Here is a 22,369-nt window from a genome sequence, read left to right on the forward strand (position 1 = left end):
ACAATAGGACGAAATAAATAAATAGGCATTATGTGAAAGTCTTGCTGAAGTGCATCCTTAGCCCCACAATATCTGCAAATTTATCCTTATCATTACTATAATACATGATTTTAACAGAATGGTTAAGGAAAGATTACTGATTTCCTAAGAAAAACCCTAGGAGCTTTGTTTCCATCACCCTGAAACAGCCCTGTTTCCATGAACCTGCATGGAGACCTCTGAATAGATGAATCGGCTGCCCTTCTCAATGATCTCTCCGAATCCTTCCAGATAGACCAGCACCTCTCCATCGATGAGAAAAGTATAGGTCTCATCTGGACCTGCTTGAAGGATCAGCCTGTCCCCTTCCACTTCATAGGACCCCATGGGCCGGTAGGACAGCGCCAGACCTCGGCTGAACTGAAAGCCACCTTTCTCATCAAGAACCACATAGATATAGTTCTCCGCATTGCCATCCAGTAGATAGGTTCCGGTTTTCAGCTGGGACTTTCCCTGGCATCCTGTGAAAACCGCAGCAACTGTAATGACCAGTAGAATCATCCACATTTTTTTCATGATAAAACCTTCCTTTCTTCTTTAAGAAGGCTCAGGATTCCATCCTACAGATTCTCCTCCTGATGCCGGTCTTCCCGCCCGATATTCTTCTCTTCCTCTCCGTTACCATGGAAGTAGGTATAAATACTCTCTGCCGTCTGTCTGTCGATGGACGGCGTTTCCTGCAGCATCTCTACCGATGCCTCCCTAATGGCATCAATGGACCCGAATTTCAGCATCAGATTCTTTCTTCTGGTGGCACCTACTCTCGGAATGTCCTCCAGAATGGAATGAAGGGTCTTCTTGTCTCGCAGGGTCCTGTGATAGGTGATGGCGAAGCGATGCACTTCATCCTGGATTTTCGTCAGAAGATTTCGGGCTTCCTTCAGTTCTCTCAGACCATATTCCCGGTTCATGTAGATGATGCCGCGGGTACGATGATAATCATCCTTCACAAGCCCCATGACCGGAATCTCGATATCCAGTTCCCTGAGCACTTCAAGGGCGATGTTCACCTGTCCTTTTCCCCCATCCATGATGATGAGATCCGGGAAGATCGAGAATTTTCCGCCGGTGTAATCCAGCTTTCTTTCCTGGATTTCCCTGACTTCACTGAGCCCTCTTTTGAATCGCCTGGTGAGAATCTCCCGCATGGAGTCATAATCGTTGGCTCCCTTGACGGTTCTGATTTTGAATCTCCTGTAGTCGCTTCGTTTGAATCTGTTCTTTTCGTAGACCACCATGGTCCCCACGGAATCCACGCCCTGAATGTTGGAAATATCAAAGGCCTCGATTCTTTCCGGTAGATCGTCCAGTTCGAGGGTCGATGCCAGCTGACTGAGTGCCAGGCTGCTGGTTTCATACTCGCTGAGAATCTTCTGCTTGAACTGATCGATGGTGGCTTTGGCATTGCTTTCTGCCAGTCCCAGCATGTTGAGCTTGTCTCCCCGCTTCGGGGTATGAAGCGCAACGCTTTTTCCTCTTCTCATGGTGAGCCAGTCCGCCAGAACCTCATCCCTCACCTCCACTCTGCTGTAGATGGTCTTCGGTACAAAGGCGGTGCCGCTGTAGTAGCTTTTGATGAAATCCGTCAGGATCTTCTCCTCTTCTTCCTGGGCAAAGCCTTTGAGAATATAATGTTCTCTTCCTGTGAGTTTTCCGTCTCTGACATTGAAGACCTGAACGGATACATCCTCTTCATCCTTATGGATGCCGATGTAGTCCTCATCATCCAGTCTTCTTGTGAACACCTTCTGTTTCTGCAGGGTCTTGTCGATGGCGAAGAGCTTATCTCTCAGGTGCGCCGCCCGTTCAAAATCCAGCGCTTCCGATGCTTCCAGCATCTCCTCCTTCAGAGACTTTCTGATCTTCACATCCCTTCCTTCCAGAAGGTTTATGATGTCCTCGATCATGAGGCCGTATTCCGCTTTGGAGATATACCCTGCACAGGGCGCCTTGCAGAGTCCCAGATGATAATTGAGGCAGGGCTTTGTAGGCTCTCCGAATTCCAGTATGACTCTTCTGCAGGTTCGGATGGGATAGATCTTCTTGATGGTGTCCAGGGTCTCATGGACCGCATTCACGTCCGTATAGGGACCGAAATATCTGTTTCCGTCCCTGGCATAGGTTCTCGTCATATAGACTCTCGGGAAGTCCTCATTGGTGGTGATCTTGATAAACGGAAAATGCTTGTCATCCTTCAGCAGCACATTATATCTGGGACTGTGCTTCTTGATGAGATTCATCTCAAGGATCAGCGCTTCCATTTCGCTGTCTGTGATGATGTACTCGAATTCCGCCACTTTGCTAACCATGACCCTGGTCTTCTCCGAGTGGTTCTTCGTATTCTGGAAGTAGGACTTCACTCTTTTTTTCAGATTCTTGGCTTTACCCACATAGATAATTTCACCCAAGCTGTTTTTCATCAGATATACACCCGGGTTATCCGGGAGTATACTGAGCTGATATTCTAAATCAAACACTTTATCACCTGTTCTCCGTATACCATTTCATCAGTTCTCCTGCAATGGCAGCCGCTTTTCCGCTGCCGGACCCTCCATCCAGGACGATGACCGCGATGGCGATTTCCGGGTCCTCAAAGGGTGCATACCCTGTAAACCAGGAATTCTCGACATCGATGTAGTCACCGCTGGTCGTCTGGAATCTGTCCTGGGCAGTGCCCGTCTTCCCCCCTCCACGAATGGAGGAGATGACTTTCATATTGTCGTTTTTCGATGCATCCACGTTGTTCTTCATATAGGCTTTCACTGTCTGGGCTGTATCCACATCCGCCACGGTGTTGTAGAGGACGGGCTCGTAGCGCTCTTTAGTGGTTCCATCGTATTTCAGAATAGAATTCACAAGTCTCGGCTCCATGAGCATGCCGTCGTTGGCGATGGCTGCCGTGACCATGGCCATCTGCAGCGGATTCCCCTCTACATCCCCCTGGCCGATGCCTGTCAGGGCAAGAAGTCCGTCATCGCTTCTCCCATAAGCTGTATAGGATCCGCTGACAAAGTTGACGCCCGTCACATCCAGGCTTTCATTGAAACCGAATCTTTCAGCCACTTCTTTCATCTTCTCTCCGCCCAGCTCAATGGCAAGGCCGCCGAAGACCACATTGGAGGATACCTCAAAGGCCTTCTTCAGGCTGATGTTTCCGTATCGGTTGTCATTCACATTGGGGATACCATTTCCTGCATTGACTTCCAGGAAACCGTCATCCTCGAAAATCCGCTCTTCCACACCCTCAATCTCTTCCAGCGCCGCAAGGAGCGTGATGATCTTGAAAGTGGAACCCGGTGCATAGGTCCCTCTGGAAGCACGGTTCACAAACACACCTTCATCGTACCCTTTTTCATTGAGCTCTGCATAGATCTCCTCCAGTCTGTTGGGATCATAGCTGGGCCTATTGACCATGGCCAGTATCTCTCCAGTTTTCGGATTGAGCGCCACCACGGAGCCAGAGGCTCCCAGTTCATCACCCAGAAGGTCGTAGGCTTTTCTCTGAAGCTCTCCATCCAGCGTCGTCACCACATTGTTTCCGAGCTTTGTTCTGTTGATGATGGAACCGGGGTCTCTGAACACCTCAAAGAAATTTTCTCTGGTTATATTGATTTCATATTCGTCCGTCACAAGGGTTTTATCCATGTAGCTCTCCAGGCTTGTCACTGTTCCCCTGGTCACATACCCTAAAGTCTGCGCAAAGGCTGCACCACCCTGATAGATTCTTTTCTGACTGTCGTTCTCCTGCCGCTGGCTGTAGGACAGAACTGTTCCGTTTCTGTCGTAGATGGTCCCACGGAGTACTCTGTTTCGCTCTACAGCGCTTCTCACATTCCCTGGTTTCGCCGCAATCTCCTCCGCCATGGTGGCCTGGAAATAGAGCATGTATCCCATGATTCCGACGAAAAGCAGAAGGATCACACCGGAGATGATTTTTATGTTCTTGTTCAGTGCATTTTTTCTTACTTCTTCACGCATCCGCTACGCCTCCTCCGAAATCTTCTGTATGATACCCAGGCTGAAGAAAACCGTCAGCATGGAAGTGCCGCCATAACTGATCAGGGGCAGTGTGATTCCTGTCAGCGGAATCATGTTGAGCACGCCACCGATGATGACGATGACCTGCATGGCAATCATCACCGAAAACCCTACCGCCAGGAGTGAGGTGAAGGTCGATCTGGCCTTCAGGGCACTCCTGATGTTTCTGTAGAACAGCAGGAAGTAGATGATGAGAATCCCGAAGGAAAAGACCATCCCCAGTTCCTCCACAATGACCGCGAAGATATAATCCGATTCTCTCACAGGAATATATTCCGGAGAACCGTTGCCGAGGCCCTGTCCGAAGAGACCTCCAGACGCCATGGCATAGAGTCCCTGAACAATCTGGTAGCTCTCATTGGTCGCATACTCCCAGGGCTTCAGCCAGATCATCACTCTTCTTCTGATGTGGGGAAAGAGCGCGTAGCTCATCAGCGCCCCCAGAGCGCCCACCCCGAAGGATGCCAGGAGATACTTCACTTTCGATGTGGCCGCAAAAATCATGGCGATGGCTATGAAGGAGAAGATCATGGCGGAACCGAGATCTCTCTGGAGCACCATGAAACCGATGGAAACCAGCACGATGATTCCCGGTTCCAGAAGGGACTTCAATGTGGAGAAATTCTTCAGGCTGCTGGCCAGATAGAACACGAAGAAGATTTTTCCAAACTCCGAGGGCTGGAAGGAGATGAATCCGAGATCCACCCAGTTCTTCGCGCCGAACCTTGTCTCTCCTATGAAGGTGGCCATGGCCATGAAGACCACCGTACCCACCAGATACAGATACTTCAGCTTCGCAAAGCGCTTCAGGTCCGGCAGGATGATCACCAGAGCGATATACACGCTCATACCGATGATGAACCACAGCACCTGTCTGATGGCGATATCCGGATTCAGCCTGTACAGCACTGCGATGCCGATGACCGGCAGCACGGACATGAAGGTCACTAGGAACTTGTCCCCGCTGGAAAAGAACTTGTTCACCACAAAATGGGCATAGGCAATCAGCACACACATGACCGCAGCCATGATCAGTGCACCGATGTCAAATACCGGCTGAAAGACCGCAATGTTGAAAAACATGGCAAAGGTCAATAGAAATATGGGGATGAGCATTCTGATTTTTGCATCTTTCATGAGATCCTCCTATGACACTTTCACTTTAAGTTTCAGGTTTCCCACTCGGATCATGTCGTCTTTCTTGAGGTACGTCTTCATCTCCAGTCTGTCCCCGTTCAGAAGCGTTCCATTGGTGGACTTGTTGTCTTCTATGACATAACGCCCTTCGTGGGGAAAGATTCTGAAGTGGTATCCGGAAGCGTAGGGATCCGTCAGCACCACCGTGTTGTCATTTTTTCTGCCGAAGGTCGTTTCTTCGGAAATGGTCATGGTTCCCCCCTTTCGGAGATTCCTGTTCTCACCGATTTCAAGCACCGTCAGTTTCAGGATGTTTTCTCTTTCCTCCTGCGGTGCGCTCATATCTTTGGACATGAGGATCAGTGAGCGGATGATGATGAAGAATAATATGATGACGAAAAAGCCTGTGAAAGCTAGACTGATGATACGCTGAATATCCATGTTTCCCTCCCGATACGATAAGATTGATACCATTCTACCCTGAAAAGATTAATATTATTTGAATTCCATCTTAATCTGTCCAAGGCACCTGTTTCCCTCTGCTGACTCGAGTCAGCCTATTTCTCTAATTTTATACCAAAAACCGCGTAACACCAAAGAAATCTCTCGGATTATGGTGAAGCTCCGCTGGGATCTACCTGATAAACCAAAGATCCTAGCGGAGCATATTCCTTATTTGAGCATTTTTCTCAGATACTGTCCTGTGTAGGACGCCTCGTGTTCTGCCACTTCTTCCGGTGTGCCCGTGACAAGAACGGTTCCGCCCTTGTCTCCGCCTTCCGGTCCCAGATCGATGATATGGTCCGCGCACTTGATGATATCCAGGTTATGTTCGATGACGATGACGCTATTCCCTTGGGAAACCAGTCTCTGCAGAATCTCATTGAGTCTTTTCACATCGTCCGTATGAAGACCTGTGGTGGGCTCATCCAGAATGTAGAGCGTCTGTCCGGTACTCACCTTGGACAGTTCGAAGGCCAGCTTGATACGCTGGGCTTCTCCGCCGGAGAGCTGCGTGGAGGGCTGTCCCATCTTCACATAGCCCATGCCCACATCCATGAGAGTCTTGATCTTTCTGTGGATCCGAGGCAGATTCTCGAAGAATTTGGATGCCTCTTCCACGGTCATATTGAGCACATCAGAGATGTTCTTTCCTTTGTATTTCACTTCCAGCGTCTCCCGGTTGTATCGCTTGCCTTTGCAGACTTCGCAGGGCACATAGACATCGGAGAGAAACTGCATCTCGATTTTGATGATTCCATCTCCGGAGCAGGCTTCGCAGCGTCCGCCCTTCACATTGAATGAGAATCTGCCAGGCTTGTAGCCTCTCGCTTTGGCTTCCGGCGTGTTCGCATAGAGTTCCCGGATCCGGTCGAAGACCCCCGTATAGGTGGCAGGATTGGACCTTGGCGTTCTTCCGATGGGGCTCTGATCGATGTCGATGATCTTGTCGATGTTTTCGATGCCTGTGACATCCTCATGTCTTCCTGGAAGGATCCTGGCCTTGTTCACTTTTCTGTGCACAGCCTTGTATAGAATCTCATTGACCAGCGTGGATTTACCAGAACCCGATACACCCGTCACCGCCACAAGCTCCCGTAGCGGGAAATCCACGGTGATGTCCTTCAGGTTGTTTTCTCGGGCACCCTTGACGGTGATATAAGTACCATCGCCTTCTCTTCTCTTTTCAGGTACCTCGATCTTCATTTCCCCGGTGAGATACTGCGCCGTGATGCTCTTTCTGGACCGCATGACCTGCTTCACTGTGCCTTTGGCCACCACTTCTCCGCCATGTTCTCCGGCACCAGGACCGATGTCCACCACATAATCCGCGTTTCTTATGGTATCCTCGTCATGTTCCACCACAATCAACGTGTTTCCGTTGTCTCTGAGCGCTTTCAGTGTTTCTATGAGCTTGTCGTTGTCTCGCTGATGCAGTCCGATGGAAGGCTCATCCAGAATATAGAGCACCCCCATGAGACTGGACCCGATCTGGGTGGCCAGCCTGATTCTCTGGGCTTCTCCCCCGGACAGGGTGCCCGCATTACGGGCCAGATTGAGATAATCCAGTCCCACATTCATCAGGAAGCTGAGTCTGGCATGGACCTCATTGATGATCTGTTCACCGATGACCAGGTCCCGCTCAGTAGGTTTATAGCTTTCTATGAATTTCAGGGCTTCCTCGATGGAAAGGGTGGTGAATTCATAGATGTTCTTTCCAGCCAGGGTCACCGAAAGCACTTCCGGCTTCAGCCTAGCCCCGTTACAGGTGGGGCAGGGATTGCTGCTCATGAACTGCTCGATTTCACCCTTGATGTAATCGGAGCCGCTCTCCAGATAACGTCTCTTCAGGTTGTTGATTTCCCCTTCATAGGCATAGTTGTACTCTCCTCTGGAATAGTTCTTGGTATAGAACACCTTGAGCTTGACGCCTCTGGTTCCATAGAGAAGAATGTCCACAATGTTGTCGGGCAGATCCTCGATGGGCGTATTGAGATCGAATTTATACTTCTTCGATAGTGCCTGTAGGATTCCATAGGTCCAGGAGTCCTCTTTCAGTCTTCCGTTGCCCCAGGAAGCGATGGCCCCGTCCAGGATGCTCTTCTTTCTGTCGGGAATGACCAGGTCCTCATCGATCTCCAGAAGGGTACCCAGACCGTCGCAGTGTTCGCATTTTCCGTAGGGCGCATTGAAGGAGAAGAGCCTTGGCTCCAGCTCTTCAATACCGATATTGTGATCCGGACAGGCGAACTTTTCCGAGAATTTCAGATCCTCTCCGTCGATGATGCTGACGATGACATTCCCCTCTCCAAGCTTCAGCGCCTGCTCTATGGATTCAGACAGCCTTCCTTTGATGTCTTCGCGAATCACAAGACGGTCGATGACCGCCTCGATGTCATGCTTCAGTGTCTTCTTGAGATTCACATCCTCCTCGGAGATATCGATGATGGTGCCATCGATTCTCGCTCTTACATACCCGGCCTTCTTGATGGTTTCCAGCACCTTCTCATGTTCACCCTTCTTCCCTTTGATCATGGGTGCAAGAATCTGCACTCTGGTTCTTTCAGGAAGCTCCAGAATCTTATCCACCATCTGGTCCACGCTCTGAGAGGAAATCTCCTTGCCGCATACAGGGCAGTGCGGTACGCCCAGCCTTGCATAGAGCAGTCTCAGATAGTCATAGATTTCCGTGACGGTACCCACAGTGGATCTGGGGTTCTTGGATGTGGTCTTCTGGTCGATGGCGATGGACGGGCTGAGCCCTTCAATGGATTCCACATCCGGCTTGTCCATCTGACCCAGAAACTGTCTGGCATAGGAAGACAGAGATTCCACATAGCGTCTCTGCCCTTCCGCATAAAGCGTGTCAAAAGCCAGCGATGACTTTCCTGAACCGGACAATCCTGTAAACACCACAAGCTTGTCTCGTGGTATCTCCAGACTGATATTCTTGAGATTATTGACTTTTGCACCTTTTATTACTATATTCTTCATTTTCTCTCCATTTATACTGACTAACCCTGTCTGTTTCGGATCAGTTCTTTTTTCAGTTTAGCGATTTCATCACGAATGTAGGCAGCTTTCTCGAATTCCAGTTCCTTGGAGGCCTTGTACATGTCTAGCTCCAGTTTCTTTATGGTCTTTTCAAGATTTTCCTTGTTATATTTCACCGCCTCGTCCAGGGACTCGAATTCCGTGATCTCATCCACCACCTGAGTGATCTCCAGCACGCTTCGGATGTCCTTCTTGATGGTGGTCGGTGTGATGTTGTGTTCTCTGTTGTATTCTTCCTGAATCTTTCTTCTGCGCGCGGTCTCGGACATGGCGCGATCCATGGAACCTGTGATCCGGTCCGCATAGAGAATGACCTTGCTTTCACTGTTTCGGGCTGCACGGCCGATGGTCTGGATGAGAGAGGTCTCTGACCTCAGGAATCCTTCCTTGTCCGCATCCAGGATGGCCACCAGTGCAACCTCCGGAATATCCAGTCCTTCTCGCAGGAGATTGATGCCCACCAGCACATCCACTTCACCCAGTCTCAGGTCCCGGATGATTCGCATGCGTTCCATGGTGTCGATATCCGAGTGCATGTAGGTGACCTTCACCCGAAGCTCCTTGAAGTACTTGGTGAGATCTTCCGCCATGCGCTTCGTCAGTGTCGTGATGAGTGCTCGATACCCTCGTTCCACCGTCTTGATGATTTCCCCGTAAAGATCGTCGATTTGACCTTTTACAGGTCTGATGATCACTTCCGGATCCATGAGTCCTGTAGGCCTGATCACCTGTTCTGCTACCACAGCGGAATGCTCCTTCTCGTATTTCGAAGGAGTCGCTGAGACAAAGAGCACCTGATTGACTTTTTCTTCGAATTCCTCGAATTTCAGAGGCCTATTATCGAAGGCGGAGGGAAGCCTGAACCCGTATTCCACCAGATTCTCTTTTCTGGAACGATCTCCAGCATACATGGCTCTGACCTGGGGCAGCGTCACATGGGACTCGTCGATGAAAAGCAGAAAGTCATCCGGGAAATAGTCTATAAGGGTTTTGGGTGGTGTATGAGGCGCTCTTCCATCCAGAATCCTGGAATAGTTCTCGATGCCGGAGCAGTATCCCATCTCCATCATCATTTCGATGTCGAAGTTGGTTCGCTGCCGTAATCTCTGCGCTTCCAGAAGCTTGTCCTGGCTATTCAGTTCCTTGATTCTCACTTCCAGCTCTGCTTCGATCTCCTTGATGGCTCGCTGGAGATTGTCGTAGGACGTGGCAAAGTGAGAGGCCGGAAACAGGACGATATGAGAAAGTTCATGGATGATTTCTCCTGTGAGCACATCAAACTCTCTGATTCTTTCGATTTCATCACCGAAGAATTCCACACGGATTCCCTTGGCCGATTCATTAGCCGGAATCACATCGAGAATATCTCCGCGGACCCGAAAGGATCCTCTGGAAAAATCGATATCGTTGCGTTCATACTGAATCTCAATGAGCTTACGAATCACATCATCCCTGTCCTTGATCATGCCAGGTCTCAGGGAGATGGAAAGGTCTCTGTACTCATCCGGATTACCCAGACCGTAGATACAGGAAACCGAAGCCACAATGATGACATCTCTTCTTTCAAATAAAGCGGATGTGGCGCTGTGCCTCAGTTTGTCGATCTCCTCATTGATCGATGAATCTTTTTCTATATAGGTGTCCGTCTGGGCCACATAAGCCTCCGGCTGATAGTAGTCATAGTAGGAAACAAAGTATTCCACGGCGCTGTCGGGAAAGAACTCTCTGAATTCCGAGGTCAGCTGAGCTGCCAGAGTCTTGTTGTGCGCCAGGACCAGGGTCGGTCTCTGGGTTCTTTCAATGATGTTGGCCATGGTGAAGGTCTTACCTGAACCGGTGACCCCGAGAAGCGTCTGTCCTCTGTTTCCGCTTTCTATGGATTTCACCAGTGTGTTGATGGCATCAGGCTGATCTCCTGTCGGTTTGAATTTCGATGCGATCTTGAAGGTTCCCTCCATTTTCATCACCCCTTCCGTTATTCATTATCTATTATACTCTTTCACACTTAATAAGTACATACGTTCATTTATTATTAACAGACCTTTTAAGTCTATGCATTCTCTTTGTCCGGCAATGCCAGAGCATCCGAAGGCGGTACGATGATGATGCCCGTACTGGTCTCCTTGGCGATGGTGAATTTCACCATCTTTTCCACCTTCTGCAGATCCTGCACCAGAAGATGCACCCCACGTTCATAGTGGAGCGTCCCCATGAAAGCCATGAGGGATTTGTACGTCGGGTCTTCCGTTCCATTGAGGGAAAGAATTCTGTCGCCGGAACGAAGACCTGATCGGTATGCAGGTGTGTTCTCTCTGACCTCAAGGACCATGATCTGATCCTGATCCGAGGTGAAAAAGGCCTTTCTTCTGCTATCCATGAGTCTGAATGCCATTTTTTCCGCATAGACCAGCAGCGGAACCAGAATGATCAGAAGATACACCGATTCCAGATCGTAGCTGACAAGAACAGATCCCGCAAGAATCAGCGACCCGGCAAGCATCTTCAGTCCGCCCAGGATCAGAATGGCCTGCTTCTTGCTGAAACTCATCACCGTTTCCTGAACATGGAACAGATGAAACAGGGTCAGATAGAAAACCGATGCGCCCAGGATGGTCCCGGAAGCGGTATAGAATCCCACCGCTGCTGGCAGGAGATAGATCTTGTCTACTTTGAATCCGCCGCGGATCACTCCGTTTCTCGAGAAAAGCACCGGAAGAAACCCATGTCTCCGGTCAAGAATCAGCATCAGTCCATGGACGATATAGAGGAGTCCAAGGAAAAGGTAGAGATTCACAAGGTCCAGAACCGGAATCACATCCTGATTCAGAAGATACCCCGCAAGAAACACCGCCATGACGTTGACCCCTATATTGACATAGCCAGAAAATCTTGTAACCGCAAACACGGTCAGAAGAAATATGATCTGCACCTCCATATAGGAGTTGAAACCGATATTAATAACACCAGCCATGACGCTGATGGCAAAGCCTCCCGCAATTCCGTAAATCATCTGATATAAAGTTAAAACTAGGGGAGAGTCTTCACTATCCCCTAGTATTATTCTTCTTACATTCGCTTCCTTTGCATTCCTCATGTAGAATACAATCAGCAGAATCAGCATGATCAGAATTTGCGGTGAAGCGAATATACTGAAATATCCCTTAAGAATTTCCACGAACATCCTTCATCCTCTTTTCTTACTGCATCTTCTCTCTCAAGACTTCCACAGCTTTCTGTAATTGTGTGTCGTTTTCCATAGTCAGCGGCATTTCCGCATCTTCTGGTATTTCCACCTCTATATCCGGTGCGATTCCTTCTCCATGGATGTTGATTCCATCCGGGGAATAGTAGGATGATACGGTGACTTTCACCGCTTCTCCGTCTCCCACCTGATAAACCATCTGCACGATCCCCTTGCCGAAGGATTGCTGTCCTATCAGGGTAGCTGCCTCATAGTCCTTCAGAGCACCGGAAACCACTTCGGAAGCCGATGCGCTGCCGCCATCGATGAGCACCACAAGAGGTGCATCGATGAAACTTCCGCCATAGGATCTGTACTCCTTCTTCTGGTCATATTTATCCAGTGTGTACAGAATGGTCTTGTCTTTTTCCACAAACAGGGAGGCCACATCCACAGCTTCATCCAGGAATCCGCCAGGATTTCCTCGAAGATCCAGAATATACCCTTTCGCACCCTGGTCTCTCAGCTCCTCCATGGCTTCTCTCACCTGTTCTGCGGTGTTGTTGCTGAACTGAAGCATGGTCACATGGGCGATGTCCCCTTCCAGCATTTCAGACTCCACGTTCACGATGGTGATGCTGGCTCTTACAATGGTGATATCCTGTTCTTCGCCGTTTCTCACGATGGTCAGGGTCACAGGTTTCCCCTCTTCGCCCTTGATCACGGATACAGCCTTGTCCAGTTCTGTGCCTGTATATTCGACGCCTTCCACCTTGGTGATGAAATCACCTGAACGAAGTCCGGCTTCGAAAGCAGGAGATCCTTCAAACGGTGTGATGACTACAATTCTATCTTCCTTGATCCCCACAATGACACCGATGCCGACATAATTGCCGTCGCCGTCATCATTGAATTCTTTGTATTCTTCGGCATTGAAGAATACAGTATAGGGGTCTCCTACGGAATTGACCATTCCTTTTATAGCACCTTCCACAAGAGCATCCTGATCGATGTCCTGATAATACTGGCTGTTGATGACATCTCTGACTTCATAAAGTTTGTCGAAGGACGAATCCCCGACCACGGGTGTTCCATTGTCTATGATCTCCTCACTGTTCAGAGAACCATATACGGTACCCAGAAAGAACGCACCTGTTCCTATGATCAGTATCAGAATGAAAGTTACTATTTTGCCGGTACGTTTGTTGCTTCTGTCCTCATACAATGTAATCACCCTCCAAGCTCATTATACATCCAGGAATCTCTTCAGTGCAATAAAACTTCCCAGTGCTCCGATGACGAGCCCTGTGACGCCGAACTGCCAGGAGAAATTCTGCAGGACATACTGTGGAGTGACAAGTTCCGCATAGAACATGCTCTGAGTCACATCCGCATAAATCACTCTGTAAGCGGAGTAGACAACGCCAAATGCGATGACTCCTCCCACAAGACCCATGATCATTCCTTCAATGATGAAAGGCCAGCGGATGAACCAGTCTGTGGCACCCACGAACTTCATGATTCCGATTTCTCTTCTTCTTGAGTATACCGTAAGTTTGATGGTATTGGAAATCAGGAACAGGGATACCAGAACCAGAATGATGAAGATGACAACACCCATGCTTCGGATAAGTCTGGCAAGGCCGATGATCTTCTCGACGGTTTCTCTTTCATTTCCCACATCTTCCACACCTCTTACCCCCGTGAGAGCGTCTTCCACTCTCATGGCGGCTTCCGGCTCCTCGAGACTGATCACGAAGGAGTTCGGCAGCGGATTTCTGTCTTCTGAGAACCCTGTAAGAATGGAATTGTCTTCTCCCAGTCGTTCCTTGAAGTTTTCAAAGGCTTCTTCCTTCGTCTCGTAATAGACTTCCTTGACACCTTCCACGGCGTTTATGATGGTCTCCACATTGCTCTGCTCCGTGGAGGTGATTCCGTCATTGAGATAGGCTTTGATTTCCACTTTGGATTCCACCGATTCCACACCCATATTGATGGTCTGTGCTACCAGCAGGAACACCCCGAATATGAACAGGGTTGCGGAAACGGTCACGATACTTGCCAGTGTTATGGTCTTATTTCTCTTGAGGCTTTTCAGGGCATCAAGGGTAAACATCTTAATTTTCTGCATTGAATTCATACCTGCCCTTCTTTTCGTCTCTCACAATCTGACCCTTCTCCAGGGCGATTACTCTTCGTTTGCTGGAATCCACGATGTCTTTGGCATGGGTAGCCATGAGTATGGTTGTGCCGGCTTTGTTGATGTCCATGAGCAGTCTCATGATATCCTTTGCCGTTTCCGGGTCCAGATTCCCTGTAGGTTCGTCTGCAATCAGAAGCGTAGGATTGTTGGCGATGGCTCTGGCTAGAGATACTCTCTGCTGCTCCCCACCGGACAGTTCACTTGGAAAACTTCTGGAACGGTCAGATAGGCCCACCAGCGCAAGGACCATAGGGACCCTTCTTCGGATCTCCTTTGGTGTGGCATCGATGACGCGCATGGCAAATGCCACATTCTCATACACGTTCAGTGTAGGAATGAGCCTGTAATCCTGGAACACCATACCGATCTTTCTTCTGTAGTATGGAACATCCTTTTTGGTGACACCCTTCAGATTCTTGTTCCCGACAATGACTTCTCCGCTGGTGGGTTCCACTTCCTTGAGAAGCATCTTTACGAAGGTGGATTTACCTGCTCCGCTGGCACCGACCAGAAAGACGAACTCTCCGGAATCGATTCTGACACTGATGTTATCCAGTGCCATGACTTTATTGTCATATTTTTTCGTGACATTCTTAAACTCTATCATATTACATCTCCCAATGTTCAAATTCCTTATGCTCCTGAAATAGATATTTTCAGTGCTTTTATCTGTTGAAGCGCTATAGGTTTCGCATGGATTTCTCATCATCCTCACGAGTACTAATTATGTCATAATAATGTAAAGATTTTATGAAGAAAACATGTCTTTGGATATCACTTCCCAGTGATTAGAGCTTGATGTCCATAAACCCTTCTCCAAGAACCTCATGGACTTCATTGACGGAGATGAATGCCTTGGGATCAATCTCCTTGATGTAGCTTCTGAGCCTGATGTATTCACGCCTGCTGAGGATCACATAGAGGATCTGAATATCCTCCGAGGTGTATCCGCCATACCCATTGAGCACTGTGCAGGACTTATCCAGCTCCTCGATGATGAACCGGATGATCTGTTCCTCTCTTTTGCTGATGATCATCAGCTCCTTCGACGTATTGAATCCATCGATGAGTCTGTCGATGAGCGTGCCATTGGCCACAATGCAGAGGAGCGCATACAGACCTGCCGTGATACCGAAGGTGGCAAGGCCCGTTATGCCGATGACGAAATCCACCGCCAGGAGGGATTTCCCGATTTCCACATGGAAATACTTATTCAGGATCTTTGCAAGAATATCCGTTCCTCCAGTGGAAGCTCCATAATTGAACACCATGGCCATGCCTGTCCCGATGATGAGTGCGCCCACAGCGGCATTGATGAAAAGATCCTCCGACAGGACCACAGGGGTGAAGAAGGTTTCCATGATCCACATGATACCCGACAGTCCGAAGGAAGCATAGAGAGTTTTCGCCCCGAATCCTCCGCCCAGAGTCAGAAAGGCCACCGCAAAAAGAATCACATTCAGAATGAGAATGATGATCCCAACCGGCAGCGCGGGAATGAAATTATTGATGATGATGGCTAGACCCGAAACACCGCCGGCGGCGATGTTGTTGGGGATATGAAAATACTCCAGGCCGAAAGCCACGAGAAATATCCCCAGGGTGATCATGACAAAATCCTTGATGCTGAACTTCTTTATCATTTCTTTCATGGCTTACCTCCAGTTTTCTCTCAGTGCTGCTTGGCGACTGTTTTCTTCGGCATGCTGAATCCCTGCCCCAGCACCTCCGTGGTGCTGCTGACCGTGACGAAGGAGTCCGGATGATGCTCTCTCAGATACATCTTCAGGTGCACGAACTCCTTGGTGGAAAGAACCGTGTAGATCACATGATTCTCTGCACCGGAAAATCCGCCTTCTCCGGAAAAAATCGTCGCTCCACGCTGTATGTCGTTGACGATGAAGGACTTCACATCCTCCTTGTCGCTGGTGATGATGAAGACCTGCTTCTTCTCATTAAATCCACCTACCACGCGGTTGATGACGATTCCATTGAGAAAGGTGGCAAGTCCGGCATACAGTCCTCTTTCCAGGCCAAAGAAAAAAGCCACAAGAACCACCACGATGAGATCGATGATGGTCATGGACAAACCCATGGAAAGATGTGTGTATTTATTGAGAATCTTGGCCAGGATGTCGGTTCCACCTGTGGAAGCATCCTGATTGAACACGATGCCCAGCCCCGTTCCCAGAAGAAGGATCCCCAGAATGCTGGCCAGCATCAGATCATCTGTGATATTCTCCGGTCTTATGATGTTCTCGATGATCCACATGATGATGGATAAGGAGAAGCTTGCATAGATGGTCTTGAAGCCGAATCCTCCACCCAGTAGCCGGAAGGCCAGAAGAAACAGAATGACATTCAGTATGATGACATAGGTGGATACGGAAACCTGCGGTGTCACTGAATTCAGCACCAGTCCGATGCCAGACACCCCACCTGGAGCAATCTGGTTCGGGACGAAAAACAGCTGTATAGCCAGAGCCACCAGGGCAGATCCGAAGGTAATGAGTATATATTCTTTGTATTTTTTCATCTTCTCTCCTACACGTACTCTCTTCTTCCGATTTCTTCATTATTTTTCATATAGATTCTTGGCACTCTCTTGGAAACGGCACAGACCACCTCATAGGGGATGGTTCCCAGAATCCTTGCCATATCCTCTGCGTTGAAGGAAACGCCGTTCTCTTCTCCCATGAGCGTCACCACATCCAGCACCTTCACATCTGGAACTTCCGTCACATCCACCATAATGTGGTCCATGCAGACGGAGCCCACCTGAGGACATGCGATTCCGTGAACGATGACCTTCGCTTTTCCGGAAAGCCCACGGAAGTAGCCATCGGCATAACCGATGGGAATCGTCGCAATCTTCGTCTCCTCTTGCTCAGTGATGAATTTGTGTCCGTAGCTGATGCCTGTTCCCTTGGGTACCGTCTTCAGCTGAATGATTTTCCCTCTGATGCTCATGACGGGTTTGAGAAGCAGATTCTCTTTTTTCACCTCATCGGAAGGATGATATCCGTAGAGGATGATGCCCGGCCGCACGCTTTCAAGATAGGTCTCTTCCATGTCTACGATGGCAGCGCTGTTTGCCACATGTTCATGCTGAAATTCGACCCCCGCCTCTTTCAGTCTTTTCAGTGCGGAATTGTACTTTTCAATCTGTATATAAGTGGTTTTCTTTTCTTTATAATCCGCGGATGCGAAATGCGTATAGATGCTGTTCAGCTCAATATGCTTCAGGTTCTTCATCCGTATGATTTCAGAAACGCCTTTCTCATCGGGCTGAAAGCCCACCCGTCCGATGCCGGTGTCCAGGGAGATCAGCACCTTGGCGGTCCTACCCAGTTCTGCCGCCACCTGGTCCAGCTTTTCCACGTCTTCATAGGAAAGACAGTTTAGAATGATGTCCTCTTGAATGGCATCCGAAAAATAAGCGGGAGGGGTGTAGCTTAAAACCATGATGGTTTCTCTGACTCCGCTTCTTCTCATCTCCAGCGCTTCCGTGATCACTGCCACACCGAAGGCTTCTGCACCAGCTTCCACCATGGTCTGTGCTACACAGGATGCACCATGGCCATAGGCATCGGCCTTGACGATGGCTACGAGTCTGCTCTTGCCTACAAGCTTCTTGATGTTCCTGACGTTATATGCCAGATGATCGAGATTGATTTCTGCCCATAAGGGCCTCATTTTTTCGTTCATCATTATCTTTGAAGCGCTCCCTTCTTCCTGTTTCCCATAACTTCTCAATTTTTGTCCATCTATTATCTTATCACAACACCATGGATGATTTCATCACTTTACCCGATATTTCATAATCAGGTGTCCACTGGGATATCATTTCACTGGCTGGTGCTTTTCTTTCTGAACTGGAGCTTTTTCATGTAGTAGGGGATCTTCTCGATGATTTCCGAAGCTTTCACGCTGTAGCGTTCCTTCGCCAGCTGGTCTCCGATGCATCCATGGATATAAGTGCCCAGCACCGCTGCTTCGAAAGGTGGAGTCCCCTGTCCGGATAAAGAGGCGATGATGCCCGTCAGGGCATCCCCCATCCCCCCCTGGGCCATGGCTGAAGTACCTGTGGAATTGATATACACTCTTTCTCCATCGGTGATCACCGTATGGTATCCCTTAAGAACCACAATGACGCCGTGCTCCTTGGCAAATCCCTTTGCTGTTTCTATGCGGTTCTCTTCAATCTCCTTCTTCGATTTTCCCGTAAGCCTGGCCATCTCTCCCGGATGGGGCGTAAGGATCACGTGGAAGCATAAAGGCTTCAGTATTTCACATTTTCCTTCCAGCACATTGAGTCCATCGGCATCGATGACCAGTGTGGACCCGGTCTTCTCCTCTTCCTGCAGCGTCTTGATGACGCGAAGAAGAAGCTTCAGGGTATCCCGGGAGGCGCCCAGTCCTGGACCGAAGGCAACGATGTCCGCTTTCCGGACGCCTTCTTCCAGATTATTCTCATAGAGGCTCATGATCTCCGTCAGCCTCGGCACCAGAATCCCCATGGTCTCATTATAGGAACAGAGGGTCACAAGACCGGATCCGGTGGCCAGAGCGGCTTCTGCGCTCAGCATGGCGGCTCCGGTGAACCCTCTTGAACCCGCCACCACCAGAACTCTGCCGTAGTGGTTCTTATGACCAGTCACTTCCCGTTTCGGCAGAATCTTCATGACATCCTCTTCATCGGTGAGATATACAGAGCCTGCCAGCTCCTCCTTCAGCCTGTCCGGAATGCCGATCTTCTCCATCACAAGAATACCCGTGCAGGGAATGGCGCCGTAGGACAGCAGCCCTTTCTTCATGGCTTCGAAAGTGACTGTCTTCGAGGCTTTCACCGCAAGAGGCATGGCCAGGCCGGAATCTGCCGACAATCCAGAAGGAACATCCACGGACAGAATCTTCTCGGAAAAATCATTCATGTACTCAATGACCTCTCTGAAAAGCGGCGAAATCTCCCTGCTGATACCTGTTCCGAGCAGGGCATCCACCACCAGGTCCGCGTCTCTCAGCGCTTCAACGAAGGACCACAGGCTTTCGGCATCAGACACCACTTCAACGGGCACGTCCGTCTTTCTTATGATATCGTAATAGACCTTCGCCTCTCCTTCCGGCTCCTTCCCGTCGGATACATAGAACACATCCACTTCCTTATTCAGCTTCTGAAGCTTCCAGGCCAGAGCAAAACCATCTCCGCCGTTGTTGCCTGGACCACATACCAGAACGAAATAATGAAGAGACAAGTCCAGATGCTTCATCACTGCCATGGCTGCATTTTCCATGAGAAGGATCCCTGGAATCCCATATTCTGAAACGGCACGTCTGTCCATTTCTCTCATTGCTTTGACATCTGTTACATGCATCAGTTTTCCTCCTCGATGATGACCATGGCCACAGCCCTTTCCCGGTCATGGGAAATGGTCAGATGAACGCGAAACCTCTTCTCTCCGAATCTTCCTGTCAGGTGGCTCATGAGCGGCTCCATGTTGAAGTAGGGTTTGCCTTCCGGGTCCTTCAGCACTTCGATTTCCTTGAAAGAGATTCCCTTGATGCCCGTTCCCAGGGCTTTGGAGAAGGCTTCCTTAGCCGCATAGAAGCCGGCCAGTCTCGACTTGGACTGCCCGCTTCGTTCAATTTCCCCTTCTGTGAAGATCCGATTCTTTCTTCTTTCCGTCTGAAAGGCTCCATGGACCCTTTCTATCTCGATGATATCCATCCCGGTACCTAAAATCATGTACTCACCACCTGTCTTTTACCCTAAATTATACTATGAAGAATATAGTATGATAAGAGAAGTTAAATGACTTAGCCCATTGTTCTTAGAAAGTTTATATTAATCCTTTGCATGAAAAAAGCGCTCTGCCGGTTTTAGAGCAGAACGCCTGTATTCGTCTATGAATCATTTCTACTGATCTTCACTGTCTTCTTTTGTTTCCAGAGTCTTCTGGAATCGCTCCTTCAGCGCTTTGAACTTACGCTCGGCCATGGTCAGAGAGGACTCCTCCGCTTCTTTCTGCTCCTTTTCCTCATTCTGATTCTGATTACCACCTTTCTTGCGGATGAAAGGATGCTCTGCCCCTCTCACCTCTATGAGATAGGAATTCAGTGATGAACCCAGAATCATGATGATGGAAGTCAGAGAGAGCCACAGAAGGAGACCGATGACGGCTCCGAGGGTGCCGTAGAATCTGGAGTAATTGGCGAAATTATTGATGTAGAACTGGAACAGAAAGGTTACGGTGATCCAGAGCAGTGTTGAAAAAACAGCACCCGGGAAAGCATACTTGAACCGGATGTTTCGAATGGGAATGAACATGTAGACCAGAGACAGGATACCGAAGAGAAGTGCCACCGGTACGATGATTCTCAGCACTTCGATGAGTCCAGCTGCCGGAAAATGCGGGAAGTAGGATGTGATGAGATCCAGAATCTGCTTCCCGAAGACAATCCCCACCAGTGCCAGAAGAATCGTCGTGGCCAGCAGGATGACCCATACGATGGAGATGACGTATTTGTAGAGAATACCACGGTTGTTTTTGAAGCCCATGGACTTGTTCATTCCTTTCATGAAAGCACGGAATCCACCTGAGGAGGTGTAGACCGCCGCAAAAACCGATGCGGATAACAGACCGCCTCGCTGATTCTGCACAAGGTCCACCACAGGTCCGCTGATCAGTTTGTAGATCTCCTCCGGAAAGCTGGTTCTCAGAAGATTCAGTACATAGCTGGTATCCAGTCCCAGATAGGCAATGAGTGTCATGATAAAGATCAGAAAAGGGAAGATGGACAGGAGAAGCCCATAGGTAAGCTGATAGGCATAGGCGATGCTGTCTTCTCTTTTGATCTTATCCAGAAATCCTTTCATGAAAGCCAATGACTTGTTCATTTCCAACCCCCTTCGGCTATGTGATTCGTTCTATAGCCGTGTACTATTACTAAAATTATACAATAGATGCGGGGAAATTCCCAAACACATTCCCGTGAACAAAGGATAAACATCCGATTAACCCCCGTCAGAATACCGGTTTCAGGAAGAAAGAGCTGAAAGAAAAAGGTGGGCTCACCACCCTTACGATGATCAGCCCACCTTTAAACTCATTTATGCGATGATTTCCTCTTCTCTGTTGATGGAAGCCGATTCTATGGATACCAGCTCCTTGTCTCCTTCAAAGAAGAGATTCTTTGAAATGATGGCGCTCATAAGCTCCTCCACTTCCAGATTCGTGATGTCGGTTCTCACTTTGGGAAGTCTCAGGTTGTAGTTTCTACCTTCCTTGGTTTGAAATGTCATTGTAAGAGTATTCATAAATCCCTACCTCCTATGCCGCTGTGATTTCGCTGACGTCCTGCATGCTGATCCCTTCGCAGTTCTGCTCGGATAAAGCCGCAATCATGAGTGCCACTTCATGAAGATCTTCAGGAAGTGCCGTGGTCTTGAAGTTTCTCACCCTTCTGGTTTCTCCAACGGGTTCCCCCTGGTCGTTGAACCTCTCAAAAGTAAGAATCAGGTCCTTGGATAGATTTGTTACTGTTACTGCCATTATTACCAACCCCTTTCATAACTTAATTATGCGATTCCATGCCAATGAGCAGAAAATCCTCGCAAAAATCAGAAGTTTAAAGTTCTTTGATGCTATACTGGAAAGAAAGAAGCAAAACCGGGAGGAATGGACATGATCATCTTGAAGAATACCTATCTCACCATCGAACTCACCCAGCAGGGTGCGGAGCTTCTCAGCATCAAAGATATGGAAGGCCAGGAATATCTGCTGAGAGATGAGAAGCACTGGGGCTATTATCTGGAGTTCGAGCATCCTGAAGATCTCACAGCCATGGGACTGGATGCGCAGACAGGACTTCTGAAGCGAAATCATCGTCCTTTCGGAAAGAAAGTCACAAGGATTGATCTGGACAAGTCTCTTTTCAAGGAAGATGCCCTGATTTTTCAGAATCTGAAATCAGAATACCTCTCCCTGAAAAGCAGAAAAACCAATAAGGAAGTGCGCTTTCATATCCGTGAATTCCCCTTTCTGGGAATCTGGACCACAACGGGCAGCGCTCCCTTCATCTGCATCGAGCCCTGGGTAGGCCATGCGGACTATGAGGACTTCCATGGAGAATTCATGGAGAAGGAAGACAATGTGATTCTGAGTCCTGGAGAGTCCGCTACCCATACCTACATCATCGAAATCAGATATTAGAAT

20 protein-coding genes are annotated in these 22,369 nt (G+C 48.9%); 1 reads left to right on the forward strand and 19 read right to left on the reverse strand.

Translation table 11 applies throughout. The annotated features are described in order from the left end of the window. Nucleotides 1-174: 174 nt before the first annotated feature. From J3A84_RS12910 to J3A84_RS13000, 19 genes are all read right to left on the reverse strand, one after another. On the reverse strand, nt 175-555 hold the full coding sequence (locus J3A84_RS12910; RefSeq protein WP_207600449.1) for a hypothetical protein: 381 nt from the start codon (nt 553-555) through the stop codon (nt 175-177). A 44-nt stretch (nt 556-599) separates the two neighbouring features. Further along, complete coding sequence (gene uvrC, locus J3A84_RS12915) at nt 600-2,516, reverse strand: excinuclease ABC subunit UvrC (protein ID WP_207600450.1); 1,917 nt, start codon at nt 2,514-2,516, stop codon at nt 600-602. 4 nt (nt 2,517-2,520) lie between these two features. Beyond that, the gene (locus J3A84_RS12920) at nt 2,521-4,017 is read right to left on the reverse strand and encodes a peptidoglycan D,D-transpeptidase FtsI family protein (RefSeq protein ID WP_207600451.1); all 1,497 of its coding nucleotides are present in this window, start codon (nt 4,015-4,017) and stop codon (nt 2,521-2,523) included. A gap of 3 nt (nt 4,018-4,020) precedes the next feature. Next, nucleotides 4,021-5,214: an FtsW/RodA/SpoVE family cell cycle protein gene (locus tag J3A84_RS12925; protein ID WP_207600452.1), complete on the reverse strand. Its 1,194-nt coding sequence runs from the start codon at nt 5,212-5,214 to the stop codon at nt 4,021-4,023. A 9-nt stretch (nt 5,215-5,223) separates the two neighbouring features. Then, nucleotides 5,224-5,655 (reverse strand): FHA domain-containing protein, encoded by a 432-nt coding sequence (locus J3A84_RS12930; protein WP_207600453.1) that lies wholly within the window; start codon nt 5,653-5,655, stop codon nt 5,224-5,226. 231 nt (nt 5,656-5,886) lie between these two features. Beyond that, nucleotides 5,887-8,709, reverse strand: a complete 2,823-nt coding sequence (uvrA, locus tag J3A84_RS12935; protein WP_207600454.1) for an excinuclease ABC subunit UvrA — start codon at nt 8,707-8,709, stop codon at nt 5,887-5,889. Between the two features lie 20 nt (nt 8,710-8,729). Next, on the reverse strand, nt 8,730-10,727 hold the full coding sequence (gene uvrB, locus J3A84_RS12940) for an excinuclease ABC subunit UvrB (RefSeq protein WP_207600489.1): 1,998 nt from the start codon (nt 10,725-10,727) through the stop codon (nt 8,730-8,732). 92 nt (nt 10,728-10,819) lie between these two features. Next, nucleotides 10,820-11,950, reverse strand: a complete 1,131-nt coding sequence (locus J3A84_RS12945; RefSeq protein ID WP_207600455.1) for a PDZ domain-containing protein — start codon at nt 11,948-11,950, stop codon at nt 10,820-10,822. 16 nt (nt 11,951-11,966) lie between these two features. Then, complete coding sequence (locus J3A84_RS12950; RefSeq protein WP_207600456.1) at nt 11,967-13,175, reverse strand: S41 family peptidase; 1,209 nt, start codon at nt 13,173-13,175, stop codon at nt 11,967-11,969. A 21-nt stretch (nt 13,176-13,196) separates the two neighbouring features. Continuing rightward, nucleotides 13,197-14,081: a permease-like cell division protein FtsX gene (gene ftsX / locus J3A84_RS12955; protein WP_207600457.1), complete on the reverse strand. Its 885-nt coding sequence runs from the start codon at nt 14,079-14,081 to the stop codon at nt 13,197-13,199. Continuing rightward, on the reverse strand, nt 14,068-14,760 hold the full coding sequence (ftsE, locus tag J3A84_RS12960) for a cell division ATP-binding protein FtsE (RefSeq protein WP_207600458.1): 693 nt from the start codon (nt 14,758-14,760) through the stop codon (nt 14,068-14,070). Before ftsE ends, ftsX begins: the two co-directional genes overlap by 14 nt. Nucleotides 14,761-14,941: 181 nt before the next feature. Then, on the reverse strand, nt 14,942-15,793 hold the full coding sequence (locus tag J3A84_RS12965; RefSeq protein WP_207600490.1) for a YitT family protein: 852 nt from the start codon (nt 15,791-15,793) through the stop codon (nt 14,942-14,944). A gap of 32 nt (nt 15,794-15,825) precedes the next feature. Beyond that, entirely contained in the window at nt 15,826-16,689 is an 864-nt protein-coding gene (locus tag J3A84_RS12970; protein ID WP_207600459.1) for a YitT family protein, read from the reverse strand. An 8-nt stretch (nt 16,690-16,697) separates the two neighbouring features. Beyond that, a complete protein-coding gene (gene alr / locus J3A84_RS12975) occupies nt 16,698-17,864 on the reverse strand; it encodes an alanine racemase (RefSeq protein ID WP_207600460.1) in 1,167 nt (388 codons plus the stop codon). Between the two features lie 137 nt (nt 17,865-18,001). Further along, the gene (locus tag J3A84_RS12980) at nt 18,002-19,528 is read right to left on the reverse strand and encodes an NAD(P)H-hydrate dehydratase (protein WP_207600461.1); all 1,527 of its coding nucleotides are present in this window, start codon (nt 19,526-19,528) and stop codon (nt 18,002-18,004) included. After that, entirely contained in the window at nt 19,528-19,899 is a 372-nt protein-coding gene (gene acpS / locus J3A84_RS12985) for a holo-ACP synthase (RefSeq protein ID WP_207600462.1), read from the reverse strand. Before acpS ends, J3A84_RS12980 begins: the two co-directional genes overlap by 1 nt. Nucleotides 19,900-20,070: 171 nt before the next feature. Continuing rightward, nucleotides 20,071-21,051, reverse strand: coding sequence for a YihY/virulence factor BrkB family protein (locus tag J3A84_RS12990; RefSeq protein WP_207600463.1), 981 nt, complete (start codon nt 21,049-21,051; stop codon nt 20,071-20,073). 213 nt (nt 21,052-21,264) lie between these two features. Further along, nucleotides 21,265-21,471 (reverse strand): DUF2922 domain-containing protein, encoded by a 207-nt coding sequence (locus J3A84_RS12995; RefSeq protein ID WP_207600464.1) that lies wholly within the window; start codon nt 21,469-21,471, stop codon nt 21,265-21,267. 13 nt (nt 21,472-21,484) lie between these two features. Further along, nucleotides 21,485-21,706, reverse strand: a complete 222-nt coding sequence (locus J3A84_RS13000) for a DUF1659 domain-containing protein (RefSeq protein WP_207600465.1) — start codon at nt 21,704-21,706, stop codon at nt 21,485-21,487. Nucleotides 21,707-21,838: 132 nt separating this feature from the next. Between J3A84_RS13000 and J3A84_RS13005 the strand changes: the two genes are divergently transcribed. Further along, nucleotides 21,839-22,366 (forward strand): aldose epimerase family protein, encoded by a 528-nt coding sequence (locus J3A84_RS13005; protein ID WP_207600466.1) that lies wholly within the window; start codon nt 21,839-21,841, stop codon nt 22,364-22,366. Nucleotides 22,367-22,369 lie beyond the last annotated feature (3 nt).

The organism is Proteiniclasticum aestuarii, assembly GCF_017368455.1.
In the GTDB taxonomy this organism is placed as follows: Bacteria; Bacillota; Clostridia; order Clostridiales; family Clostridiaceae; genus Proteiniclasticum; species Proteiniclasticum aestuarii.